Here is a 19,759-nt window from a genome sequence, read left to right as displayed (position 1 = left end):
TCGGCCGGATATCGCCGTTCTGCGGCCAAGTCTGCGCCGGATTCCGGCAATCCCGTTGCGCCCCGCAGCAAAGACTGATCTGAACGGACCGCATTCAAGGGGGAGAAGGCGGCATTGAGCGGTCTCGGCAAATCCACCACGTTCGTCGCCGCCACCGGCGATAGCCGGATCGACGGCATCCTTTACAGTCAGGCCTGGTCCGGCGGCACCCTGACCTACAGCGCGCCGACCTCTTCTGCGGACTACGGCACCGGCTACGGACAGGGCGAACATCTGGGGCTTCTGCAACCCACCGCGCTGCTGATCGCGGCGCAGCAGCGGTATCTGGACACGCAGTTCGGAACCGCCGCCGACGACGGGTTCGCGCTGGACGGGTTCGCCGACGTGTCGCTGGTGCGCACCACCTCCTTCAACGCCACCATCCGGGTCGCGATGACGGACCGGGATCCTTACAGCTACGGCACCGCCTGGGCCTATTACCCGGCCACCGTCGCCTCTGCCGGGGATGCCTGGCTGATCAAGGGAAGCTATGACTATTCCGCGCCGCAGGTCGGGAATTACGCCAACCTGACTCTTCTGCACGAGATCGGGCATGCGCTGGGACTCAAGCACGGGCATGAATCGGACACCTATGGCGCCCTGCCGCCGCAGTTCGACGCGATGGAATACACGGTGATGACCTACAGGTCCTATGTGGGGGCCGCGGCGACCCGGTATACGAACGGAACCTGGGACTATGCCCAGAGTTTCATGATGCAGGACATCGCGGCGCTTCAGCACATCTATGGCGCGAATTTCACCACCAACAGCGGCGACACCGTCTATTCCTGGTCGCCGCTGTCGTCGGATACGGTGGTCGACGGCGTGGTCGCGCTGGATCCCGGCGGCAGCCGCATCTTCGCGACGATCTGGGATGGCGGCGGCACCGACACCTTCGACCTGAGCGCCTATGACACCGACCTGTCGATCGACCTGGCCCCCGGCGCGGCGTCGGTCCTGGGCGCGGATCAACTGGCCTATCTGGGCGACGGCAACCGGGCCAGCGGCAGCATCTACACCGCGCTGCTGTATCACGGCGACACGCGGTCGCTGATCGAGAACGCGCTTGGCGGCGGCGGCAACGACCGCCTGTCGGGCAACGCCGCCCGGAACCTGCTGAAAGGCGGGGACGGCGAGGACAGGCTGTCCGGGGACACCGGGAAGGACCGGCTGCACGGCCAGAGGGACGACGACATCCTGCTTGGCGGACCGGGACAGGACCGGCTGTTCGGGGGCAACGGCGACGATCTGCTGCGGGGCAACGCCGGTGACGACAGTCTTCGGGGCGGCGGCGGGCGGGACATTCTGGCGGGCGGTTTCGGAGCGGACATCATCAACGGCGGCGCCGGAAACGACCGCATCATCGGCGGGCGCGACGCGGACAGGCTGACCGGCGGCGACGGGTCGGATACATTCGTTTTCTCCGACGTGACCGACAGCCCCGTCGCGCCGGACCGGGACAGGATCACCGATTTCCAGATCGGGCTTGACAGGATCGATCTGTCCCGGCTGCACCCGGCGTCATTTTCCTTTGCGGAGGGCGCGGCGTTCTCCGGCGCGGGCCCGAGCGTGACAGTGGCGGCGAACGGGGCGGACACCTCGGTTCTCGTGGATACCGATGCGGATCTGGTCGCGAATCTGCGGATCGAACTGACCGGCGCCCTGGCGCTGACCGCGTCCGATTTCATCCTGTGACCGAATCAGCGCCGGAACGGCCGCAAGACCCCGCGCCAGCGACAGCGGTAAGTCGCCGAATCACCCGGCTTATGCGTGACACTGGGCAAATTTCTGCGTATAAAAACGGGCAAGGCCGGGAAAACGGTCAGAACAGGCATCATCACAGGCAAAAAACATGAGCAGCATGATCAAAACTCCTCCGTCCTCCTTGCTGACCCGGCGTGGTTTCGCCTTGTCAGCCCTCGCGGGCCTGACCGTCACGGCCGCCTGTGGAAACGGGGTCGGCAGCCCCGGCGCGGCGACCATCGACGCGCGGGTCGACGCGACGCTGAACCAGATGTATTCGCAATATCCGAACACGGTGGACCTGGCGGCGAAATCGACCGGCATGCTGGTCATGCCGCTGGTGACGGAGGCCGGGTTCGGCTTTGGCGGCGGCTACGGGCGCGGGGCGCTGCGGGTCGACAACGTGACCGTCGATTACTATTCCAACACCAAGGCCAGCGCCGGGTTCCAGATCGGGGCCAAGCAATACGCGCATGTGCTGTTCTTCATGACCCAGGACGCGCTGGAGGGGTTCCGCCGGTCGAACGGCTGGACCGCCGGGGCCGATCTCGACTATGTGCTGACGGATCGCGGCGATTCCATTTCCGCCGATACCAACACCCTGCGCTCGCCGATCCTGGCCGCGATCTTCGGGCAGGCCGGGCTTTACGCCGGGGCCTCGCTGGAAGGCGCGAAATACACCCGCATCATCCCATGATCGGGCCAGGCCCCGGACAGGACGCCGGGGCCGGCCGCGGGATAGGGCGCTAGCCCAGCTTGCGCAGTCTCTTGATCAGGCTCGACGTGTCCCAGCGGCCGCCGCCCATGGCCTGAACATCCTTGTAGAACTGGTCTACCAGCGCCGTCACCGGCAGCGACGCCCCGGTCTCGTCCGCCGTGTCCAGGCAGATGCCCAGGTCCTTGCGCATCCAGTCCACCGCGAACCCGTGTTCGAAATGATCGTCGATCATCGTTTCATAGCGGTTGGACATCTGCCAGCTCCCGGCGGCGCCCTGGCTGATGACCTCGACCACCGCGCGCCCGTCCAGCCCCGCCTTTTCGGCGAAATGCAGCGCCTCGGACAGGCCCTGCACCAGCCCCGCGATGGCGATCTGGTTGCACATCTTGGTCATCTGGCCCGCGCCGCTGTCCCCGATCCTGCGGCAGATCCGGGCATAGGCGGCGATCACCGGTTCGGCACGGGCGAAGGTTTCCGCGTCGCCGCCGCACATCACCGACAGGGCGCCGTTCTCGGCCCCCGCCTGCCCGCCTGAAATCGGCGCGTCGACGAAACCGGCGCCGCGCGCGGCGGCGGCGGCATGGAGTTCCCGCGTCACTTTCGCCGAAACCGTCGTGTGATCGACGAAGACCGACCCGGACTCCATCCCCGCGAAGGCCCCGTCTTCCCCCAGGCAGACGCTGCGCAGGTCGTCGTCATTGCCGACGCAGGCCATCACGAATTCCGCGCCCTCGGCGGCGGCCTTCGGGGTGTCGGCGCGTTTGCCCCCGTGCTGCTCGACCCAGGCTTCGGCCCTGGCGGCGCTCCGGTTGTAGACGGTGACATCGTGCCCGGCCGCCTGAAGATGCCCCGCCATCGGATACCCCATGACCCCGAGACCCAAAAACGCCAGTTTCGCCATGTGCTTTCCCTTCGTTCCGACATGAAATAAGTTCGCGACACCTAGCAGGCATTGCGAAAATAAAAAATCTACAATCGCCGGAATCCGCGATCCCGGCACGAAGAGGACAAGCATGGGTATCGGGTTTCGCTGGTTGCTGAGAATCGCCGCCGGATTGGTCGCGCTGGTCGTGCTGGTCGTGCTGCTGACCTATTACCTGGCCAGCCGGTCCCTGCCCGACTACGGGCGCAGCGTGCAGGTGGACGGCCTGTCCGCACCGGTGGAGATCGTTCGCGACAACGCCAATGTGCCGCATATCTTCGCGGACAGCGATGCCGGTGTGTTCTTCGGGCTCGGCTATGCCCATGCCCAGGACCGGCTCTGGCAGATGACCATGATGCGGCGCACCGCGCAGGGGCGGCTGTCCGAGGTCATGGGCCGCCGCACGGTTGCCATCGACCGGCTGTTGCGGCGGCTGGATATCTACCGTCTCGCCGGCCAGTCGCTGGAGGCGCAGGATGCGCAGACCCTGGCCGCGCTCGACGCCTATGCGGCGGGCGTCAACGCGCGGCTGCAACAGGTCAACGACGAGGCGCTTGGCCGGGGCGCGCCCGAGATGTTCCTGTTCAATGCCCCCGTCGCCCCCTGGTCGGCGGCGGATTCGCTGGCGCTGGTGAAACTGATGGGATTGCAGCTCTCCGGCCACCTGTCGAGCGAGGTGCTGCGGGCGCGCGTGTCGCTGCTGCTGGAGGACGAAAGCCGGATCGCCGATATCCTGCCGGACGTGCCCGGCGCGGGGCTGGCGGCGCTGCCGGAATATTCCAGCCTGTTTCCGACCGCGCCCCGATATGCCGAAGCGAAGACCGGCCCGCGCGACCCGCTGTCGCCGGTGCCCCGGCGCGGATTCGCGGGGGCGAGCAATGCCTGGACGGCCGCCCCGTCCCGTTCGGCGTCGGGCGGAACGCTTCTGGCCAACGATCCGCATCTCGGGTTCACCGCCCCGACGGTCTGGTATCTGGCGCGGCTGGAGCTTGAGACCGGCGGCGTCATCGGCGGAACGATCCCCGGCATCCCGGTGGTGCTGACCGGGCGCAGCGCCCGGCTCGGCTGGGGCATCACCAGCGCCTATGTGGACGATCAGGACCTGTTCATCGAACAGCTCAACCCGGACGACCCCGAGGAATACAGGACGCCCGACGGCTACAAGGCCTTTCAGACCCGCCCGTCGATCATCGAAATCAAGGGTAGCCCGCCGATCACCCTGACCCTGCGCTGGACCGAGAACGGTCCGGTGCTGCCCGGCAGCCATTATGGCCTGGAGAGCATCACCCCGCCCGGTCACGTGGCCGCGCTGGGGTGGACGATCCTCAGCCCGCGCGACACGTCGCTGTCGGCGGCCATGGCGCTGATGCGATCCCGGACGGTTCAGGAGGCCATCGCCGCCAGCGAAGGCTATATCGGTCCGGCGCAGAACCTGTCGCTGGTGGATCAGGACACCATCGCGTTGAAACTGGTCGGCGCGGTGCCGCGCCGCGATCCGCGCCACCAGAGCAAGGGACGGATGCCCTCGCAGGGCTGGCGCAGCGAAAACCGATGGCAGGGGCGGATGCCCTATGACACCAACCCGGAATTCATCGCCCCCGCCGGCGGCATCCTCGGCAACACGAACAACAAGATCGTCGACCGTCCCTTTCCCGATCACATCTCGTTCGAATGGGGCGATACGCAGCGGGTGAACCGGTGGCAGCGCCTGATGCAGTCCCGCCAGGTCCATACGCGCGACAGTTTCATCGAGGCGCAGCTGGACCCGGTCAGTTTCACCGCCCGCACGCTGCTGCCCCTGATCGGCGCCGACCTCTGGTTCACCGGCGAGGCGGCGCCGGACGGCACCCCGGAACGCCAGCGCCAGATCGCCCTGTCGCTTCTCGCCGACTGGAACGGCGAAATGAACGAACACCTGCCCGAACCACTGATCTACGCGGCCTGGGTGCGGGCGCTGCAGGCCCGGCTGATCAAGGACGATCTCGGGCCGCTGGCGGAGGAGTTCGACCATGTGGACCCCCTGTTCATCGAACGCGTCTACCGCGACATCGGCGGCGCGTCCGCCTGGTGCGACGTCCGCCAGAGCGCCCCGGTGGAAACCTGCACCGACATGGCGCGGCTGGCGCTGGACGACGCGCTGCTGTGGATCGGGGAAACCTATGGCACGGCGCTGGAAAGCCTGCGCTGGGGCGACGCGCATCAGGCGACGCAGGACCACCAGGTGCTGGGCGACGTGCCGCTGCTGCGCTATTTCGTGAACATCCGGCAATCCACCAGCGGCGGCGACAACACCTTGCAGCGCGGGCTGACCTCGGGCGAGGATCCGACGCCGTTTCACAATGTCCACGGGGCCGGATACCGGGGCGTCTACGATTTCGCCGACCCGGACAGTTCGGTCTTCGTCACCTCCACCGGCCAGTCCGGGCATTTCCTGTCGCGCCATTACGACGATCTGTCCCAGCTCTGGCGGCGCGGCGAATACATCCCCATGTCGCTGGACGAGGGCCTGGCCCGCGCCGCGTCGGTCGGGGTCACGCTGCTGACCCCGCGGGCGCCCTGATCCGATGGGCGGGGACGCCAACGGACTGATCGCGCTCGGAGTGCTGTTCCTCGCCGGTCTGGTGGCGGACGAGCTTGGCCGGCGCACCCGCCTGCCGCGGGTGACGCTGCTCCTGGGCTGCGGCCTGCTGGCCGGAGCGCCGGGGTTCGACCTGCTGCCCGCCAGCGTCAGCGACCTTTATCCGGTCGTCACCGTCATCGCCCTGTGCATGCTGGCCTTCCTGCTCGGCGGCGCGCTGTCGGTGGAAACCCTGCGCGCGCACGGGCGGGCGATCCTGCTGGTGTCGCTGAGCGTCGTGGCGGTGACGCTGGCGGTGGTCACGGCGGGGCTGGCGGCGCTGGGGCTGCCGCTGGCGGCGGCGCTGATCCTCGGCGCGATCGCGACGGCGACGGACCCGGCGGCCAGCTACGACGTGCTGCGGGAAACCGGTGCCGACACCGGATTCGCCCGCACGCTCAAGGGGATCGTGGCGATCGACGACGCCTGGGGGCTGATCGTCTTCAGCCTGGCCCTGGTGCTGGTGCAGGCCTGGACCGGAACCGCGACCGAAGCGGGCATGCTGGGCGAAACCGCCTACGAGATCGTCGGGTCGCTGGCGTTGGGCGCGGTCATCGGCCTTCCGGCGGCGGTGCTGACCGGGCGGCTGTCCGGCGGCGAGCCGCTGCGGATCGAGGCGCTGGGGCTGGTGTTCCTGACCGCGGGCCTGTCGGTCTGGCTGGACCTGTCCTATCTGATCAGCGGCATGACCGTGGGCGCGATCATCGTGAACCTGGCGCGTCATCACACCAAGGCGTTCCACGAAATCGAGAACATCCAGTGGCCGTTCATGGTGATCTTCTTCATCCTTGCGGGCGCGACGCTCGACCTGGAGGCGCTGGCGACGATCGGTCCGATCGGGGCCGGATACATGCTGTTGCGCATCCTGGCCCGCATTCTCGGCGGCTGGCTCGGCGCGGCGCTGGCCGGCGCCCCCAGGGCCGAACGCCCCTGGTATGGCCCGGCCCTGCTGCCGCAGGCCGGCGTGGCCATCGGCATGGCGCTGATCGCGGTCGAATACCTGCCGGATCACGGCGCCTTCATCATGGCGCTGACCATCGGCGCGACCGTGGTGTTCGAGATGTTCGGCCCGCTGGCGACCCGCCTGGCCATCAGAAAGACCTCCGGCGCCGAGACCTGACCGGCGCGGTGTCCTACAGGGCCTCGAACTGCGCCTGCTGCCGCGGAGTCCAGAGGACCGTGATGTCGAACCCGTCCTCGGTCTGGGTTTCGGTCTGGACGATGTCCTGCCGAAACAGCCAGGCCCGGCGCTTGCCGTCCGAAAAGGCCAGGTGCAACGCGCTGGTGTGCCGCCGATCCTGCAAGCGTTCCGCCGTCGCGGCCAGAAGGCCGTCGATCCCTGATCCGGTCAGGGCGGAAATGGCGATGATCCCGTCGCTCCGGGCGGCGCGGGCGGCCATGGCCTCGCGGGCTTCCGGGTCCAGCAGGTCGAGCTTGTTCCAGACTTCGATCTGCGGGCGGCTGTCGTCCACCCCCAGGGACGACAGGATCGCCGTCACGTCCCGCGCCTGCGATTCGGTGTCGGGATGGCTGATGTCGCGTACATGCAGGATCAGGTCGGCGGCCAGCACTTCTTCGAGCGTCGCACGGAAGGCGGCGACGAGTTCGGTCGGCAGATCGCTGATGAATCCCACCGTGTCCGACAGGATCACCTCCGGCCCGTCGGGCAAGCGCACCCGGCGCATCGTGGGGTCCAGGGTCGCGAAGAGCATGTCCTTCGCCGTCACCTCGGCCCCGGTCAGCAGGTTGAACAGGGTCGATTTCCCGGCGTTGGTATAGCCGACGAGCGCGACGATGGGATAGGGCACCTTGGCGCGGGCCTTGCGGTGCAGGTCGCGTGTCCTGACCACCTTGTCCAGCTGCCGCCGCAGGCGCACAAGCTGGTCGTCGATGGCGCGGCGGTCGGCCTCGATCTGGGTTTCACCCGGCCCGCCCACGAAGCCGAGCCCGCCGCGCTGCCGTTCCAGGTGGGTCCAGGCGCGCACGAGACGCGTGCGCTGGTAGGACAGCGCCGCCATTTCCACCTGAAGAACGCCCTCGCGGGTGCGGGCGCGGTCGCTGAAGATTTCGAGGATCAGGCCGGTCCGGTCGAGCAGCTTGACCCCCCAGACCTTTTCGAGGTTGCGCTGCTGCACCGGGCTGACCGGCCCGTCCACCAGCACCAGTTCCACCTCTTCGGCCTCAAACCGCAGACGCAGTTCCTCGATCTTTCCCTTGCCGAACAGCATCCCGGCATGGGCTTTCGGCAGGCTGACGGTTTCGGAGCCGGCCACGTCCAGGCCGGGCAACGCCGCGGCCAGCGCCACGGCCTCGCCGAGCGCCGGTTTGGCCGGGCGCCTGTCGGGATCGCTTTTGATGTCTGGGTGCAGCACCCAGGCGCGGGTGCCGACCCGGTCGTGTTCCATCAAGTGGCGTCTTCGCCCTCATAAAGGTTGATCGGCTGGGACGGCATGATCGTGGAGATCGCATGCTTGTAGACCAGCTGGGATTGTCCGTCACGGCGCAGCAGAACGCAGAAGTTGTCAAACCACGTGATGACACCCTGCAATTTGACGCCGTTGATCAGAAAAATCGTGACCGGAACCTTGGTCTTTCTTACGTGGTTCAGGAACGCGTCCTGAAGATTCTGTCTGTCAGATGCCATTACTTGAAAACTCACCTTTTTTCTTGTCAATTCGCCGCGCACCGGCACGCCCCTGCATCGCGAGTATGTCGCGCCGCGTTGGGAACTTCCACCCAAAAAATCAGCCTGTTATGTGCAGGCGCCCAAGACATCACCGGCCCCGCCACAGATCCGGCGTGAAAAGCGCGATAATGGCCAGCGTTTCAAGCCGCCCGAGCACCATCGCGGCGCAGAGGATCGCCTTGGCCCAGCCGCTCAGTTCCACCAGCCGGATCGGCGTCTGCGCCGCGACCTCGATCAGCGGACCGGTGGTGGACAGGGTGGCGATGCTCAGGACGATGGCATGGTCGAAGGAGACGCCCATCGCCGCCAGCGCGAGGCTGATGACCGTCAGCGACATGGCGAACAGCATGAAGAAGATCCAGGCGATGAAGGCGCCGTTGTTGTGTATGCTGTCGCCCTGGCGCACGCTGCTGACCGACGAGGGATGGACGAGCCGCGCCAGTTCGCGGCGTCCGTGCATGTAGAGCGCATAGACCCGCAGCAGCTTGACCCCGCCGGCGGTGGTGGCGACGCCGCCGCCGATCACCGCCAGCCCCAGCAGGATCAGGCCCGGTGTGCCGAGGCCGGACCATTGCCGCGCCTCGTCCCAGTTGGCGCTTTCAAAGCCGGTCGTGGTCAGGAAGGACATGACGGTGAACATCGCCCCCCAGAAGGCCCGCAGGGCGGTGAAGAACCCTTCGCTGTTGCCGATTTCCAGCGAGGCGAGCCAATGGCGCAGGAACAGCAGGGTGGGCAGGCCGATGACCAGCAGCAGACCGGCGCGGAATTCCGGATCCCTGTCGAGCCGGCGATGGCCCTTGATCGAGGTGTCGTTGGAGAACGTCAGCCGCGACAGGGCGAAGAACATGAACAGGAACAGCAGCGCCTCGCCGATGACCCCGGACGCGGCGTTGGTCACGCCGCCGACCGGGGAGATGCCGGAGGTCGCCATCACCGACATCGCGTGGCACAGCGCCGTCAGCGAGGTTTCGCCGGCCATCAGGAGCAGCACCCACAGGATCATGGTCAGGCCGGCATAGATCGGCGCCAGGGTCACGAAGATCCGCAGGAGCCGCCGGCGCGGGTCCGAGATTTCCGAAACCCCCAGACCCGTCATGTCCCGCCCCGGCTGCCCCTGGGCGGTCAGTTCGAAGCCGCCGAGCGACAGGGGCGCCAGAATCGCCGCCGCCGCCACCCACAGGATCAGCCCGCCCATCCAGCCGACCTGCGCCCGCCACAGGTGCAGCGACGGCGCCAGCCGCGCCGGGTCGTCAAACAGGTCGGCGCCGGTGGTGGTGATGGCGCTGACCATGTCGAAATAGGCATTCAGAAAGGACGTTGTCTGAAGCGCGTCGTGAAACGGAACGGCCAGGAAAACCGGCAGGATCGCGAAGGCGAACATCAGGGACGACAATTGTCCGAGCGAGCCGTAGCGCGGCTTGCGCTCGCCCAGCGCGAGGCCGATCAGGGTCACGCAGACGAGGCCGAGAAGCCCGGAAAAGAAGAAGGACTGCGAGGCCGGGTGATTGTTGCGCACGAGCGCGTGCGAGGCCGGGAGGAACATCGACGCGGAGGTCATCCCCCAGAGCAGCAGCGACAGGGGCAGCCGCAGGAAAACGCCGTAGGGCCTGGGCGCCGTCATGTCAGAAGAAGTCGATCGAGACCTGCATCAGGCGCTCGACTTCGGGCACGTCCGCCGCCATCGCGAAAATGGCGATCACGTCCTTTTCCTCGATCCGCAACTCGCCCACCGGGCGCATGACCTCTCCGTTGCGCATGATGGCCCCGACCAGCGCGCCTTCGGGAAAGTCGATGTCGCGAATGCGCTGCCCCGCCATCGGCGAGGTCGACATCACTTCGGCCTCGATCACCTCGGCCTCGGCGTCGCCGATGGAATAGACCGCGCGCACCCGGCCGTGCCGGATATGGCGCAGGATCGAACTGACGGTGGTGGCGCGGGGATTGATGTAGGCGTCGATCCCCAGCGGCGCCATCAGCGGCACCAGCGTCGGATCGTTGATCAGCGCGATGGCATAGGGGCAGCCTTCGGCCTTGGCCCGGACGGCGGCGAGCATGTTGGTCTTGTCGTCGTCGGTGACGGCCAGCATGGCGTCGGCGCGGTCGATCCCCGCCTCGTTGAGCAGTGCCGCGTCGAGGCCGTCCCCGTGCAGCACGATGGTGCGTTCCAGCGCCTCGGCCGCCTGTTCCGCGTTGGCGCGGCTTTTCTCGATCACCTTGGCACGGGTGCGGGTTTCCCGCGCCTCCAGCGCCTTGGCCACGGTCAGCCCGACGTTTCCGCCGCCGACGATGACCAGACGTTCCTGCTTGAACTGCGCCTTTCCAAAGACTTCGAGCGTGCGGCTGATGTCGGCCACATGGGCGAAGACATAGCAGTCGTCGCCGACGAAAAGCTGGTCGTTCGGTTCCGGCGCGAAAAGCGTGCCATCCCGGCGCACCCCGACCACGATCGACCGCAGGGTCGAGAACAGGTCGGTGAGCTGGCGCAGCGGCGTGTTCACCACCGGGCAGTCGTCCTCGAGGGTTATCCCCAGAAGCTGCGCCCTGCCGTCCATGAAGGTTTCGGTGTCAAAGGCGGCGGGCGCGGCCAGGCGCTGCATCGCGGCTTCGGCCACCTCGCGCTCGGGGCTGATCACCACGTCGATGGGCAGGTGTTCGCGCCGGTAGAGATCGGAATAGATCGCGGTCAGGTAGGATTGCGCCCGCAGCCGGGCAATCTTGCGCTGGATGGAAAACACCGAGTGGGCCACCTGGCAGGTGACCATGTTCACCTCGTCCGAATAGGTCGCGGCGATGATCATGTCCGCGTCCCGCGCCCCGGCCCGGTCCAGCACGTCCGGGTAGCTGGCGAAGCCCGCGACCCCCTGCACATCCAGCGTGTCCGTGGCCCGGCGCACCAGGTCGGGATTGCTGTCCACCACGGTCACATCGTTCTGTTCCCCCGACAGATGGCGCGCGATCTGCCAGCCAACCTGACCGGCACCGCAGATGATGACCTTCATGCCTTGTCGCCCTTGTGGCCCCGAGTTCAGCGGTCTTTTGCATGACAGAAGGCCAAAGGGCGGTCAAATGAATTGTCGGGCAGCCGGAGAGCGGCGGCGCGAAGGTCCGGACCAGGGCGCAAACCCGCGCCGAGCACGCGGAATTCGCCGCGAAGCCGTTGCGCCACCGCCGGGTCTGGGGCAATCTCGGCCCATCATGCGGATCAATGCCCCGATATTTTCTGCCCTGACCGTGCTGGCCGGCTGCGCCACCGGGCTCACGACCTATTATGCGCCCGGCGTTTCCGTGTCGCGGATGCAGACCGACACCACGCGCTGCGAGGTTGAGGCGCTAAAAGACGCCCCGGTCGCCAACCAGATCCGGCAGAATCCGCCGATCTTCTTTCCCGGATCGCAATATTGCAATTCCGCGGGGTGCTATTACCGGCCCGGATACTGGGTCGATGGCGGGATCTACACGGTCGATGTGAACAGGGATCTGCGGGCGCGGGTGCTGGACCTGTGCATGGCGCAGAAAGGATACGCGCCCGTCAGCCTGCCCCGCTGTTCCGGCGCGGTCGCCGCCGCCGCGCCGCGCACCCGGACGCAGACCCTGCCGGCGCTGACCCAGAGTTCCTGCGTCATCCGGTATGACGACGGAAGCTGGCAGATCGTCAATCCGGTCCCCCCGATCGCGTCGGAATAGGGTTTCGCCCGCGCATCCGCCGCGCCGGTCTATTCCGCGGCGGCGGCGCTTTCCGGCACGTCGTCATCCACATGGGCGATCCGCGCTCCGGACTTGGAGGACGTGACGACGCCGAGCGACTTCAGCTTGCGGTGCAGCGCGCTGCGCTCCATTCCAACGAAGGACGCGGTCCGGCTGATGTTGCCTCCGAACCGGTTGATCTGGGTCAGCAGGTATTCGCGTTCGAACGCCTCGCGCGCCTCGCGCAGCGGCAGCGCCGCCAGGGTGCCCGACAGAACCACGCGGCCTTCTTCGGATTTCTTGTCGCCGTCGCTGGGCAGTTCCTGCGCCTCGATCGGTCCCGCGCCTTCGCCAAGGATCAGCACCCGTTCGATCAGGTTCTTCAACTGGCGCACGTTGCCGGGCCAGACCATGGTCTGCATCAGCGCAATCGCGTCTTCGGACAGGGACCGCACCGGCAGGCCCTGGGAGGCATGGCAGGCGGCGATGAAATGTTCGGCGAGCACCGGGATGTCCTCGCGCCGGTCTTCGAGCGACGGCACGGCGATCGGCACGACATTCAGGCGGTGGAACAGTTCCTGCCGGAAGCGGCCGGCCTTGATCTCGTCCTCCAGATTGCGATTGGTGCTGGAGATCACGCGCAGATCCACCCGCACCTTGTCGTTGCCGCCAACCCGCTGGAATTGCTGGTCGACCAGAACCCGCAGGATCTTGGACTGGGTGCCGATCGGCATGTCCGCGACCTCGTCGAAATAGACCACGCCACCATGGGCCTGTTCGAGAAGCCCGGATTCGACGCCCCGGTCGGCGCCTTCGCGGCCAAACAGCACCTCTTCCATGCGGTCCGGTTCGATGCTGGCGCAGTTGACGGTGACGAAGGGCGCATTGGCGCGGTTGGAATGGGCGTGGATGTAGCGCGCGGCGATTTCCTTGCCCGATCCGGCCGGCCCCGACAACATCACCCGCCCGTTGGATTTCGTGACCTTGTCGAGGTTTCCGACCAGGTTCCGGAACGCCGGGCTTGCGCCGATCATGTCCGCGGCGACGGTGTCGCGATGTTTCAGGGCGCTGTTCTCGCGGCGCAGGTTCGACGTTTCCATGGCCCGCCGGATCACCACCATGAGCTGGTCGATGTTGAACGGCTTCTCGATGAAATCGTAGGCCCCCTGCTTGATCGCGGCGACGGCGATCTCGATGTTTCCATGCCCCGAGATGATCACCACCGGCACGTCGGGATTGTCCCGCTTCACCGCTTTCAGGATGTCGATACCGTCCATGCGGCTGTCCTTGAGCCAGATGTCCAGGATCAGAAGCGCCGGCGGTTCCGTGTTGATGGCGGCCATGCAGTCGTCGGAATTGCCGGCCAGCCGCGTCGCGTAGCCTTCGTCTTCGAGAATATCGGAAACCAGTTCGCGGATGTCGCGTTCATCGTCGACGATCAGAATATCGCTCATGTCATACCTGCTTTTTCTTTGGTGTTGTCGCCAATGGTGCGGGCGTTGGTGGTGGGCGGAGGGGCGCCGGGAAGCCGGATCACGGCCATGGCGCCGGAATGGGTCTGTCCTTCGAACACCGGCGCGTTCTCCAGGGTGAGGCTGCCGCCGTGTTCCTCGATGATCTTCTTGACGATCGGCAGTCCGAGGCCGGTGCCCTGGTCGCGGGTCGTCACATAGGGTTCGAACAGCCGGGTGCGGTCTTCCGGCCAGCCGATGCCATTGTCGGCGATGGCGATCTCGCACCCTTTGTCGAGCGGAGTGAGGGTCACGCGGATCTGCGGCTCAAGATCGGCGATGTCGCCTATTTCCGACGCTGTTTCAATAGCTTCTCCGGCATTCTTGATCAGGTTCGTCAAGGCCTGGGTAATCATGGTCGCATCGACTTCGGCGTTCACGGGATGATCCGGAAGATCGGTGACGAAATGCACCTTCGGCTGGCCGGTTTCCTGCAGCAGAACGGCATCGCGGGTCAGCCGCGTCAGGTCCTCGCTGCGCCTGTCCGGTTCCGGCATCCGCGCGAACTTGCTGAATTCGTCCACGATCCGGCGCAGATCGTTGGTCTGGCGAATGATCACATCGGTCATCGATTCAAGCCGGTCCCGGTCCTCGGTCAGAACCGGGCCGAACTTGCGCTTGATCCGTTCAGCGCTCAGCTGGATCGGCGTCAGCGGGTTCTTGATCTCATGGGCGATGCGCCGCGCCACGTCGCCCCAGGCGGCCATCCGCTGCGCGCTGACCAGATCGGTCACATCCTCGAAGGCGACCACGTAGCCTTCGAGGCTTCCATCGGATTCCCGGCGCGTCGACATGCGCACCAGAAGGTTTTCCAGCCGTCCTTGCCGGGACACCTTGACTTCGCCCTGGGCGGTTTCGCCGCCCCCTGCCCTCAGCGTTTCGAACAGCGGGCCGAATTCGGGCACCGCCACCGACAGGGCCAGCGACTGTTCGTCCCCCGACCAGTCCAGCAGCCGTTCCGCCGACCGGTTCACGAAGGTCACGCGGCCATCGGGATCGAGTCCGACGACTCCCGAGGTCACCGACGACAGCACGGAATCGAACATCCGGCGGCGGCGTTCGATCTGGTGGGTGTTGTCCAGCAGCCGTTCCCGCTGTCCTTTCAACTGATAGGTCATCTGGTTGAAATACCGGCCCAGCATGGCGATTTCGTCGTCGCCTTCCTCTTCGATCACCTGCACATCCAGATCGCCGCCGCCGACCCGTTGCGCCGCGGTCGTCAGCCGTCCGACCGGGCGGGACAGGCGTTCCGCGAACCAGAGCCCCAGCCAGATCGCCGCGAGGATCAGGATCACGGCGAAACCGAGATAGATCAGGCCGAATTCGAACAGGACCCTGCCCCGTTCCTTTTCGAGCTGCTGATAGAGCAGGACGGTTTCCTTGGTTTCGTCCAGCAGGTTCAGGATGTCGCCATCCACGGCCCGGCTGACATAGAGAAACCGGTCGACGAAGGCATCCAGCCGCACCAGCGCCCGGAATTCGTTGTTGTCCCAGTCCTGAATGATCAGCAGCCCGTCTTCGCTGGCGGTCGCGATGTCCTCGGGGGCGGGGCGTTCGAAATCGAACAGGTACGATCCCTCGCCGCGGGCCCGGATTTCGCCGGTGCCGTCGATAACATAGGCTTCGCGCAAGCCGCGCTGGATCTGGGCCTGCCCCTGGCCGAGCAATTGCCGCAGTTCGGCGTCGTTCATGAAGAACGTCGCCCGGCGCGTGGCGTCTATGAACAGGGCCAGCGCCCGAGCGTCCTGCTTCAAATTCTCGCGATGCTCTTCCTCATAGGCTTCGGCGGCGGACAGGGAGGTCCCGACCACCTGGCGCACGCGGTCCGAGAACCAGCCTTCCAGCCCGATATTGACGGTGAGGCCCGCGAAGACCGCCACGATCACCGTGGGAATCAGCGCCAGCAGGGCAAAGACGCCGGTCAGGCGGAGATGGAGCCGCGAGCCCGCCGATTTCGCGCGGCGGGCGGCGACAAGCCGGACGATCTGGTTCAGGACCAGGGTCGCGACGACGAGGATATAGACGAAATCGGCCAGCAGGATGAACCGCAGCGCCGGCGAGGAGGCATCGTGATCGAACGGGCCGAGCACCATGAACGTGGCGAAGGCCAGCACAGGCCCGAGGACCACGAGCCCGAGCGTTCCGGCATTCTTGGCCCGCCGCGTTCTGCGCCACCTGTTGAACGTCAGTAACGGCCTGTTGTGTGACCGAGTCGTCACGCGCTGCCCTCGTAGTTGATGTGTCGCCTGCGCGACGTACCGCCATATGTCGTGGTCTCTTCCCGGCGCCCGCCTTCACTGGCACCGGCTTGCCACTCTCATGTGACGTTTTTACATCAACTTGCGCCGCCGTGTCACCTCTATATCAAGGTCGGTGATCTTCTTTCTCAGGGTATTTCGGTTGATGCCCAGCAGATCCGCGCATTTCGCCTGATTTCCCCCGGTCGCGTCCAGCGCGATTTCGATCAGCGGCGTTTCGATCTCGCGCAGGATTCGGGTGTAGAGACCGGGCGGCGGCAGCATGTTGCCATGCAGGTCGAAATACCGCCGCAGGTGGCGCGCGACCGATGCCGACAGCTTTTCGGCGTCGCCGCGCCCCATGGCCGGTTCCATTTCCGGCTGGCTGCCGAGAACGGCCTCGACCTCGGCGCGGGTGATCTCGTCGGTCCGGCTGGTCAGGACCAGCCGGCGGATCGCGTTTTCAAGCTGGCGGACGTTTCCCGGCCAGCTGTAGACCCGGAACAGATCCTGCGCCTCGCGGCTGAACCAGCGTTTGGGCGCGCCTTCCCGTTCGGAACGGGCGAGGAAATGTTCGGCCAGCAATTCGATGTCATCGACTCTTTCGCGCAGGGCGGGAACGTGCAGGGCCGCGCCGCTGAGGCGATAGTAGAGATCCTGACGCACCTGCCCCTTTTCCATCGCCGCCGACAGGTTGCCCTGGCTGGTGGCCATGAACCGGGGGACGTGATCGCCCGGTGCGTCCATCATGCGCACGATCCGCGCCTGGATCTCTTCGTCGATATCGGCGATCTCGTCGATCAGGACGGTTCCGCCCTTGACCCGCGCCAGAACCCGCGCCGGTCCTTCGAGATCCTGAAGATCGGCGGCCCCGACCGAAATGAACGGCAGGGTGCGCCGGTCCGAGAAATCGTGAATCGCGCGGGCGATCAGCGATTTCCCGGTCCCGCTTTCGCCGGAGATGAGCACCGGCAGGTCGGTGTTCATCACCTTGGCGACGAGGCGGTAGAGGGATTGCATCACCTGGGTGCGCCCGACCAGCGGCAGTTCGTCGGGCCGGTCCTCGGACGTGTCGCGCACATCGGACGGGGTCCGGCGTTTCAGTTCCAGCGCACGCGAGGTGCGCTTCATCAGGTCCGGAAGATCGAAAGGCTTGGGCAGGTAGTCGTAGGCTTCAGCCTCGGCGGCCTGGATGGCGGTCATGATCGTGTTCTGGGCCGAGATCACGATCACCGGCAGGCCCGGACGGTCCTGCGCGATCTTAGGCAGCATTTCCAGCCCGTTGCCGTCCGGCATCATCACGTCGCTGATCACCACGTCGCCCTTTCCCTCCGCGACCCAGCGCATCAGCGTCGTCAGGGAACTGGTCGCATGCACCTTGCAGCCCGCGCGGGTCAGCGCCTGGGTCAGGACCGTCCGAATCGTGCGGTCGTCGTCGGCAACCAGAACAGTACCGTCCATCAGGAAGTCTCCTCGGGGTTCAGGCCGCGCGGAACCCGCGGCAGGGAAAGTCGGAAAACCGTATGTCCCGGAACCGACGTCACGGAGATCCATCCGTGGTGGTCCGAAATGATCTTGCTCACCAGGGCGAGGCCGAGGCCGGTGCCGTTGTCGCGGCCGGACACGAAAGGATCGAAGACATCGGCGCGGATCTTGTCGGGCAGGCCCGGACCGTCGTCGATGATCTCGACCTGGAGCGGCAGCGACTGCCCCGACCCGTCCGCGCGGCGCAGGCTGAAGGAATGTTCGAAATAGCTGTGTATGCGGATCGTGCCGCCTTTCGGGTCGGCGGCTTCGGATGCGTTCTTCAGCAGGTTCAGAATCACCTGGAGCAACTGGTCCGGATCGCCATAGGCCAGCGGCAGCGACGGATCGTAATCCTCGACGATCTTCATATGCGCCCCGAAACCCAGAAGCGCCGACCGCCGCGCCCGGTCCAGCACGTCATGGATGTTGACCGGCTTGAAGGACGGTTCCGACAGGTTGCCGAACTGTTCAACCTGTTCGAGCAGCTTCACGATCCGCCGGCTTTCGGTCACGATCAGGTCGGTCAGTTCCAGGTCTTCCGGCGACAGGTTCATGCTCAGCAGTTGCGCAGCACCTGTGATCCCGGCCAGCGGGTTCTTGATTTCATGGGCCAGCATCTCGGCCATGCCGATCGCCGATTGCGCCGCCGACTTGACCGAATGGCTTTGCGTCATCCGCCCCGCGAGTTCGCGCGGCGAGATCATCAGGATCATGGTGCCGGGATGACCGAGCAGCGGCGCGATCTGGAGCGCGCATTGCAGGGGCGCGCGGCTGCCGGAGCCGACGTCGATGTCGTTGACGAAAAGCGGCGTGCCGTTCTTGCGGGCGCGGCCGAAGGCTTCTTCGATCGGCGCGTCGATCGCCACCTGGTCCCAGATCGGGGTGCCGATGACCGATTTCGCCGAGGCGTTCAGGAAGCCTTCGCCGGCGGAATTCACGTCCGCGATATTGTCGTTGCCGTCGATCAGGAAGGCAGGGATCGGCAGCGACGCCCAGATGGAACTGTCCGACGTCATGCGGCGGCCTGCGCGCTTTGGGTCAGGGCATCCGGCAGCAGGCGCAGAACCTCGTCCGGGCTTCCTGAGGTCAGGACCAGACGGCGCAGGGCCGGCCCGGTCGGAACCAGGTCCATGTACCAGCCCAGATGCTTGCGGGCGACGCGCAGGCCCAGGTCCTTTCCGTAAAACGACAGCATCGCCTGATAATGCGCGCTGACGAGCGCGACCAGCCCGTCCCCGGACGGGACAGACGGCACGGGGAAACCGGCGATGTCATGGGCGATTTCCGCCAGTTTCCACGGCTGGCCCTGGGCCCCGCGTCCGATCATCACGCCATCCGCGCCCGACGCCGCCAGGGCCTGACGCGCCGTCGCGCCGTCGGTGATGTCGCCATTGGCGACGACCGGGATCGACACGGCATCCTTGACGCTGGCGATCGCCGGCCAATCCGCCCGCCCCTTGTAGAACTGGCACCGGGTCCGCCCGTGAATCGTCACCATCTGGACTCCGGCGTCTTCGGCGCGGCGGGCGACGTCGGCGGCGTTCCGCGAATCGTCATCCCAGCCCAGCCGGGTCTTCAGCGTCACCGGCACGTCCACCGCCGCGACCACGGCCTCGATCAGCGTCAGGGCGTGATCCGGCGTTTTCAGAAGCGCCGACCCGGAATAGCCGTTCGTCACCTTCTTGGCCGGACAGCCCATGTTGATGTCGATGATACGCGCGCCGCGATCCGCCACCTGCCGCGCCGCCTCGGCCATCCAGTGGGCCTCCCGGCCGGCCAGCTGCACCGCGGTGTTCTCCACATCCGCGCTCAGTTCCGCCCGTTCGCGCGTGCCGGGCCTGGATTGCACCATTTCCTGGCTGGCCACCATTTCGCTGACGACGAGTCCGGAGCCGAAACCCTGGACCAGGTCGCGGAACGGGCGGTCGGTGATTCCCGCCATCGGGGCCAGGATGACCGGCGGCGTCAGAAAGATGTCGCGAAGAGGCTGCGTCACATGCCCGATCCTTGTGCAGTTGCAGCAGGCTTACCGAAGTTGCCGGGCAGGCTCAACGCTTCCACGTTGTCGCATGCCG

The 19,759-nt window shown here is 66.3% G+C and carries 15 protein-coding genes; 5 read left to right on the top strand and 10 right to left on the bottom strand.

All coding sequences use genetic code 11. From position 1 onward, the window contains the following. The first annotated feature begins 114 nt into the window (after positions 1-114). On the top strand, positions 115-1,734 hold the full coding sequence (locus QO034_RS07020) for a M10 family metallopeptidase C-terminal domain-containing protein (RefSeq protein WP_284484799.1): 1,620 nt from the start codon (positions 115-117) through the stop codon (positions 1,732-1,734). Positions 1,735-1,891: 157 nt separating this feature from the next. Further along, entirely contained in the window at positions 1,892-2,479 is a 588-nt protein-coding gene (locus QO034_RS07015; protein WP_284484798.1) for a lipid-binding SYLF domain-containing protein, read from the top strand. Between the two features lie 49 nt (positions 2,480-2,528). On the opposite strand, the gene QO034_RS07010 is transcribed toward QO034_RS07015, so the two are convergent. After that, the gene (locus QO034_RS07010; protein ID WP_284484797.1) at positions 2,529-3,401 is read right to left on the bottom strand and encodes an NAD(P)-dependent oxidoreductase; all 873 of its coding nucleotides are present in this window, start codon (positions 3,399-3,401) and stop codon (positions 2,529-2,531) included. A 112-nt stretch (positions 3,402-3,513) separates the two neighbouring features. On the opposite strand from QO034_RS07010, the gene QO034_RS07005 reads away from it, so the two are divergent. Beyond that, positions 3,514-5,982, top strand: a complete 2,469-nt coding sequence (locus QO034_RS07005) for a penicillin acylase family protein (protein WP_284484796.1) — start codon at positions 3,514-3,516, stop codon at positions 5,980-5,982. Positions 5,983-5,986: 4 nt separating this feature from the next. Further along, on the top strand, positions 5,987-7,159 hold the full coding sequence (locus tag QO034_RS07000) for a cation:proton antiporter (RefSeq protein WP_284484795.1): 1,173 nt from the start codon (positions 5,987-5,989) through the stop codon (positions 7,157-7,159). 13 nt (positions 7,160-7,172) lie between these two features. On the opposite strand, the gene hflX is transcribed toward QO034_RS07000, so the two are convergent. From hflX to trkA, 4 genes are all read right to left on the bottom strand, one after another. After that, entirely contained in the window at positions 7,173-8,444 is a 1,272-nt protein-coding gene (gene hflX, locus QO034_RS06995; protein ID WP_284484794.1) for a GTPase HflX, read from the bottom strand. Next, entirely contained in the window at positions 8,444-8,683 is a 240-nt protein-coding gene (gene hfq, locus QO034_RS06990) for an RNA chaperone Hfq (protein WP_284484793.1), read from the bottom strand. The genes hflX and hfq overlap by 1 nt, the downstream gene beginning before the upstream one ends. Positions 8,684-8,813: 130 nt before the next feature. Further along, on the bottom strand, positions 8,814-10,346 hold the full coding sequence (locus QO034_RS06985) for a TrkH family potassium uptake protein (protein ID WP_284484792.1): 1,533 nt from the start codon (positions 10,344-10,346) through the stop codon (positions 8,814-8,816). Between the two features lies 1 nt (position 10,347). Beyond that, positions 10,348-11,724: a Trk system potassium transporter TrkA gene (trkA, locus tag QO034_RS06980; RefSeq protein WP_284484791.1), complete on the bottom strand. Its 1,377-nt coding sequence runs from the start codon at positions 11,722-11,724 to the stop codon at positions 10,348-10,350. Between the two features lie 196 nt (positions 11,725-11,920). On the opposite strand from trkA, the gene QO034_RS06975 reads away from it, so the two are divergent. Continuing rightward, positions 11,921-12,409, top strand: a complete 489-nt coding sequence (locus QO034_RS06975; RefSeq protein WP_284484790.1) for a hypothetical protein — start codon at positions 11,921-11,923, stop codon at positions 12,407-12,409. 29 nt (positions 12,410-12,438) lie between these two features. On the opposite strand, the gene ntrX is transcribed toward QO034_RS06975, so the two are convergent. The 5 genes from ntrX to dusB form a co-directional block, all read right to left on the bottom strand. Then, on the bottom strand, positions 12,439-13,863 hold the full coding sequence (ntrX, locus tag QO034_RS06970) for a nitrogen assimilation response regulator NtrX (protein ID WP_284484789.1): 1,425 nt from the start codon (positions 13,861-13,863) through the stop codon (positions 12,439-12,441). Continuing rightward, positions 13,860-16,139, bottom strand: a complete 2,280-nt coding sequence (locus QO034_RS06965) for a sensor histidine kinase NtrY-like (protein ID WP_284484788.1) — start codon at positions 16,137-16,139, stop codon at positions 13,860-13,862. The genes ntrX and QO034_RS06965 overlap by 4 nt, the downstream gene beginning before the upstream one ends. 111 nt (positions 16,140-16,250) lie before the next feature. Beyond that, a complete protein-coding gene (locus QO034_RS06960) occupies positions 16,251-17,618 on the bottom strand; it encodes a response regulator (protein ID WP_284484787.1) in 1,368 nt (455 codons plus the stop codon). Continuing rightward, complete coding sequence (locus QO034_RS06955; RefSeq protein WP_284484786.1) at positions 17,618-18,700, bottom strand: two-component system sensor histidine kinase NtrB; 1,083 nt, start codon at positions 18,698-18,700, stop codon at positions 17,618-17,620. The genes QO034_RS06960 and QO034_RS06955 overlap by 1 nt, the downstream gene beginning before the upstream one ends. Beyond that, positions 18,697-19,626: a tRNA dihydrouridine synthase DusB gene (gene dusB / locus QO034_RS06950; protein WP_284484919.1), complete on the bottom strand. Its 930-nt coding sequence runs from the start codon at positions 19,624-19,626 to the stop codon at positions 18,697-18,699. The genes QO034_RS06955 and dusB overlap by 4 nt, the downstream gene beginning before the upstream one ends. Positions 19,627-19,759: the final 133 nt, after the last annotated feature.

Source organism: Sedimentitalea xiamensis (assembly GCF_030164465.1).
Lineage (GTDB): Bacteria > Pseudomonadota > Alphaproteobacteria > Rhodobacterales > Rhodobacteraceae > Sedimentitalea > Sedimentitalea xiamensis.
The sequence above is the reverse complement of the archived record's forward strand: the minus strand, read 5'-3'. Positions and strand labels throughout refer to the sequence as shown.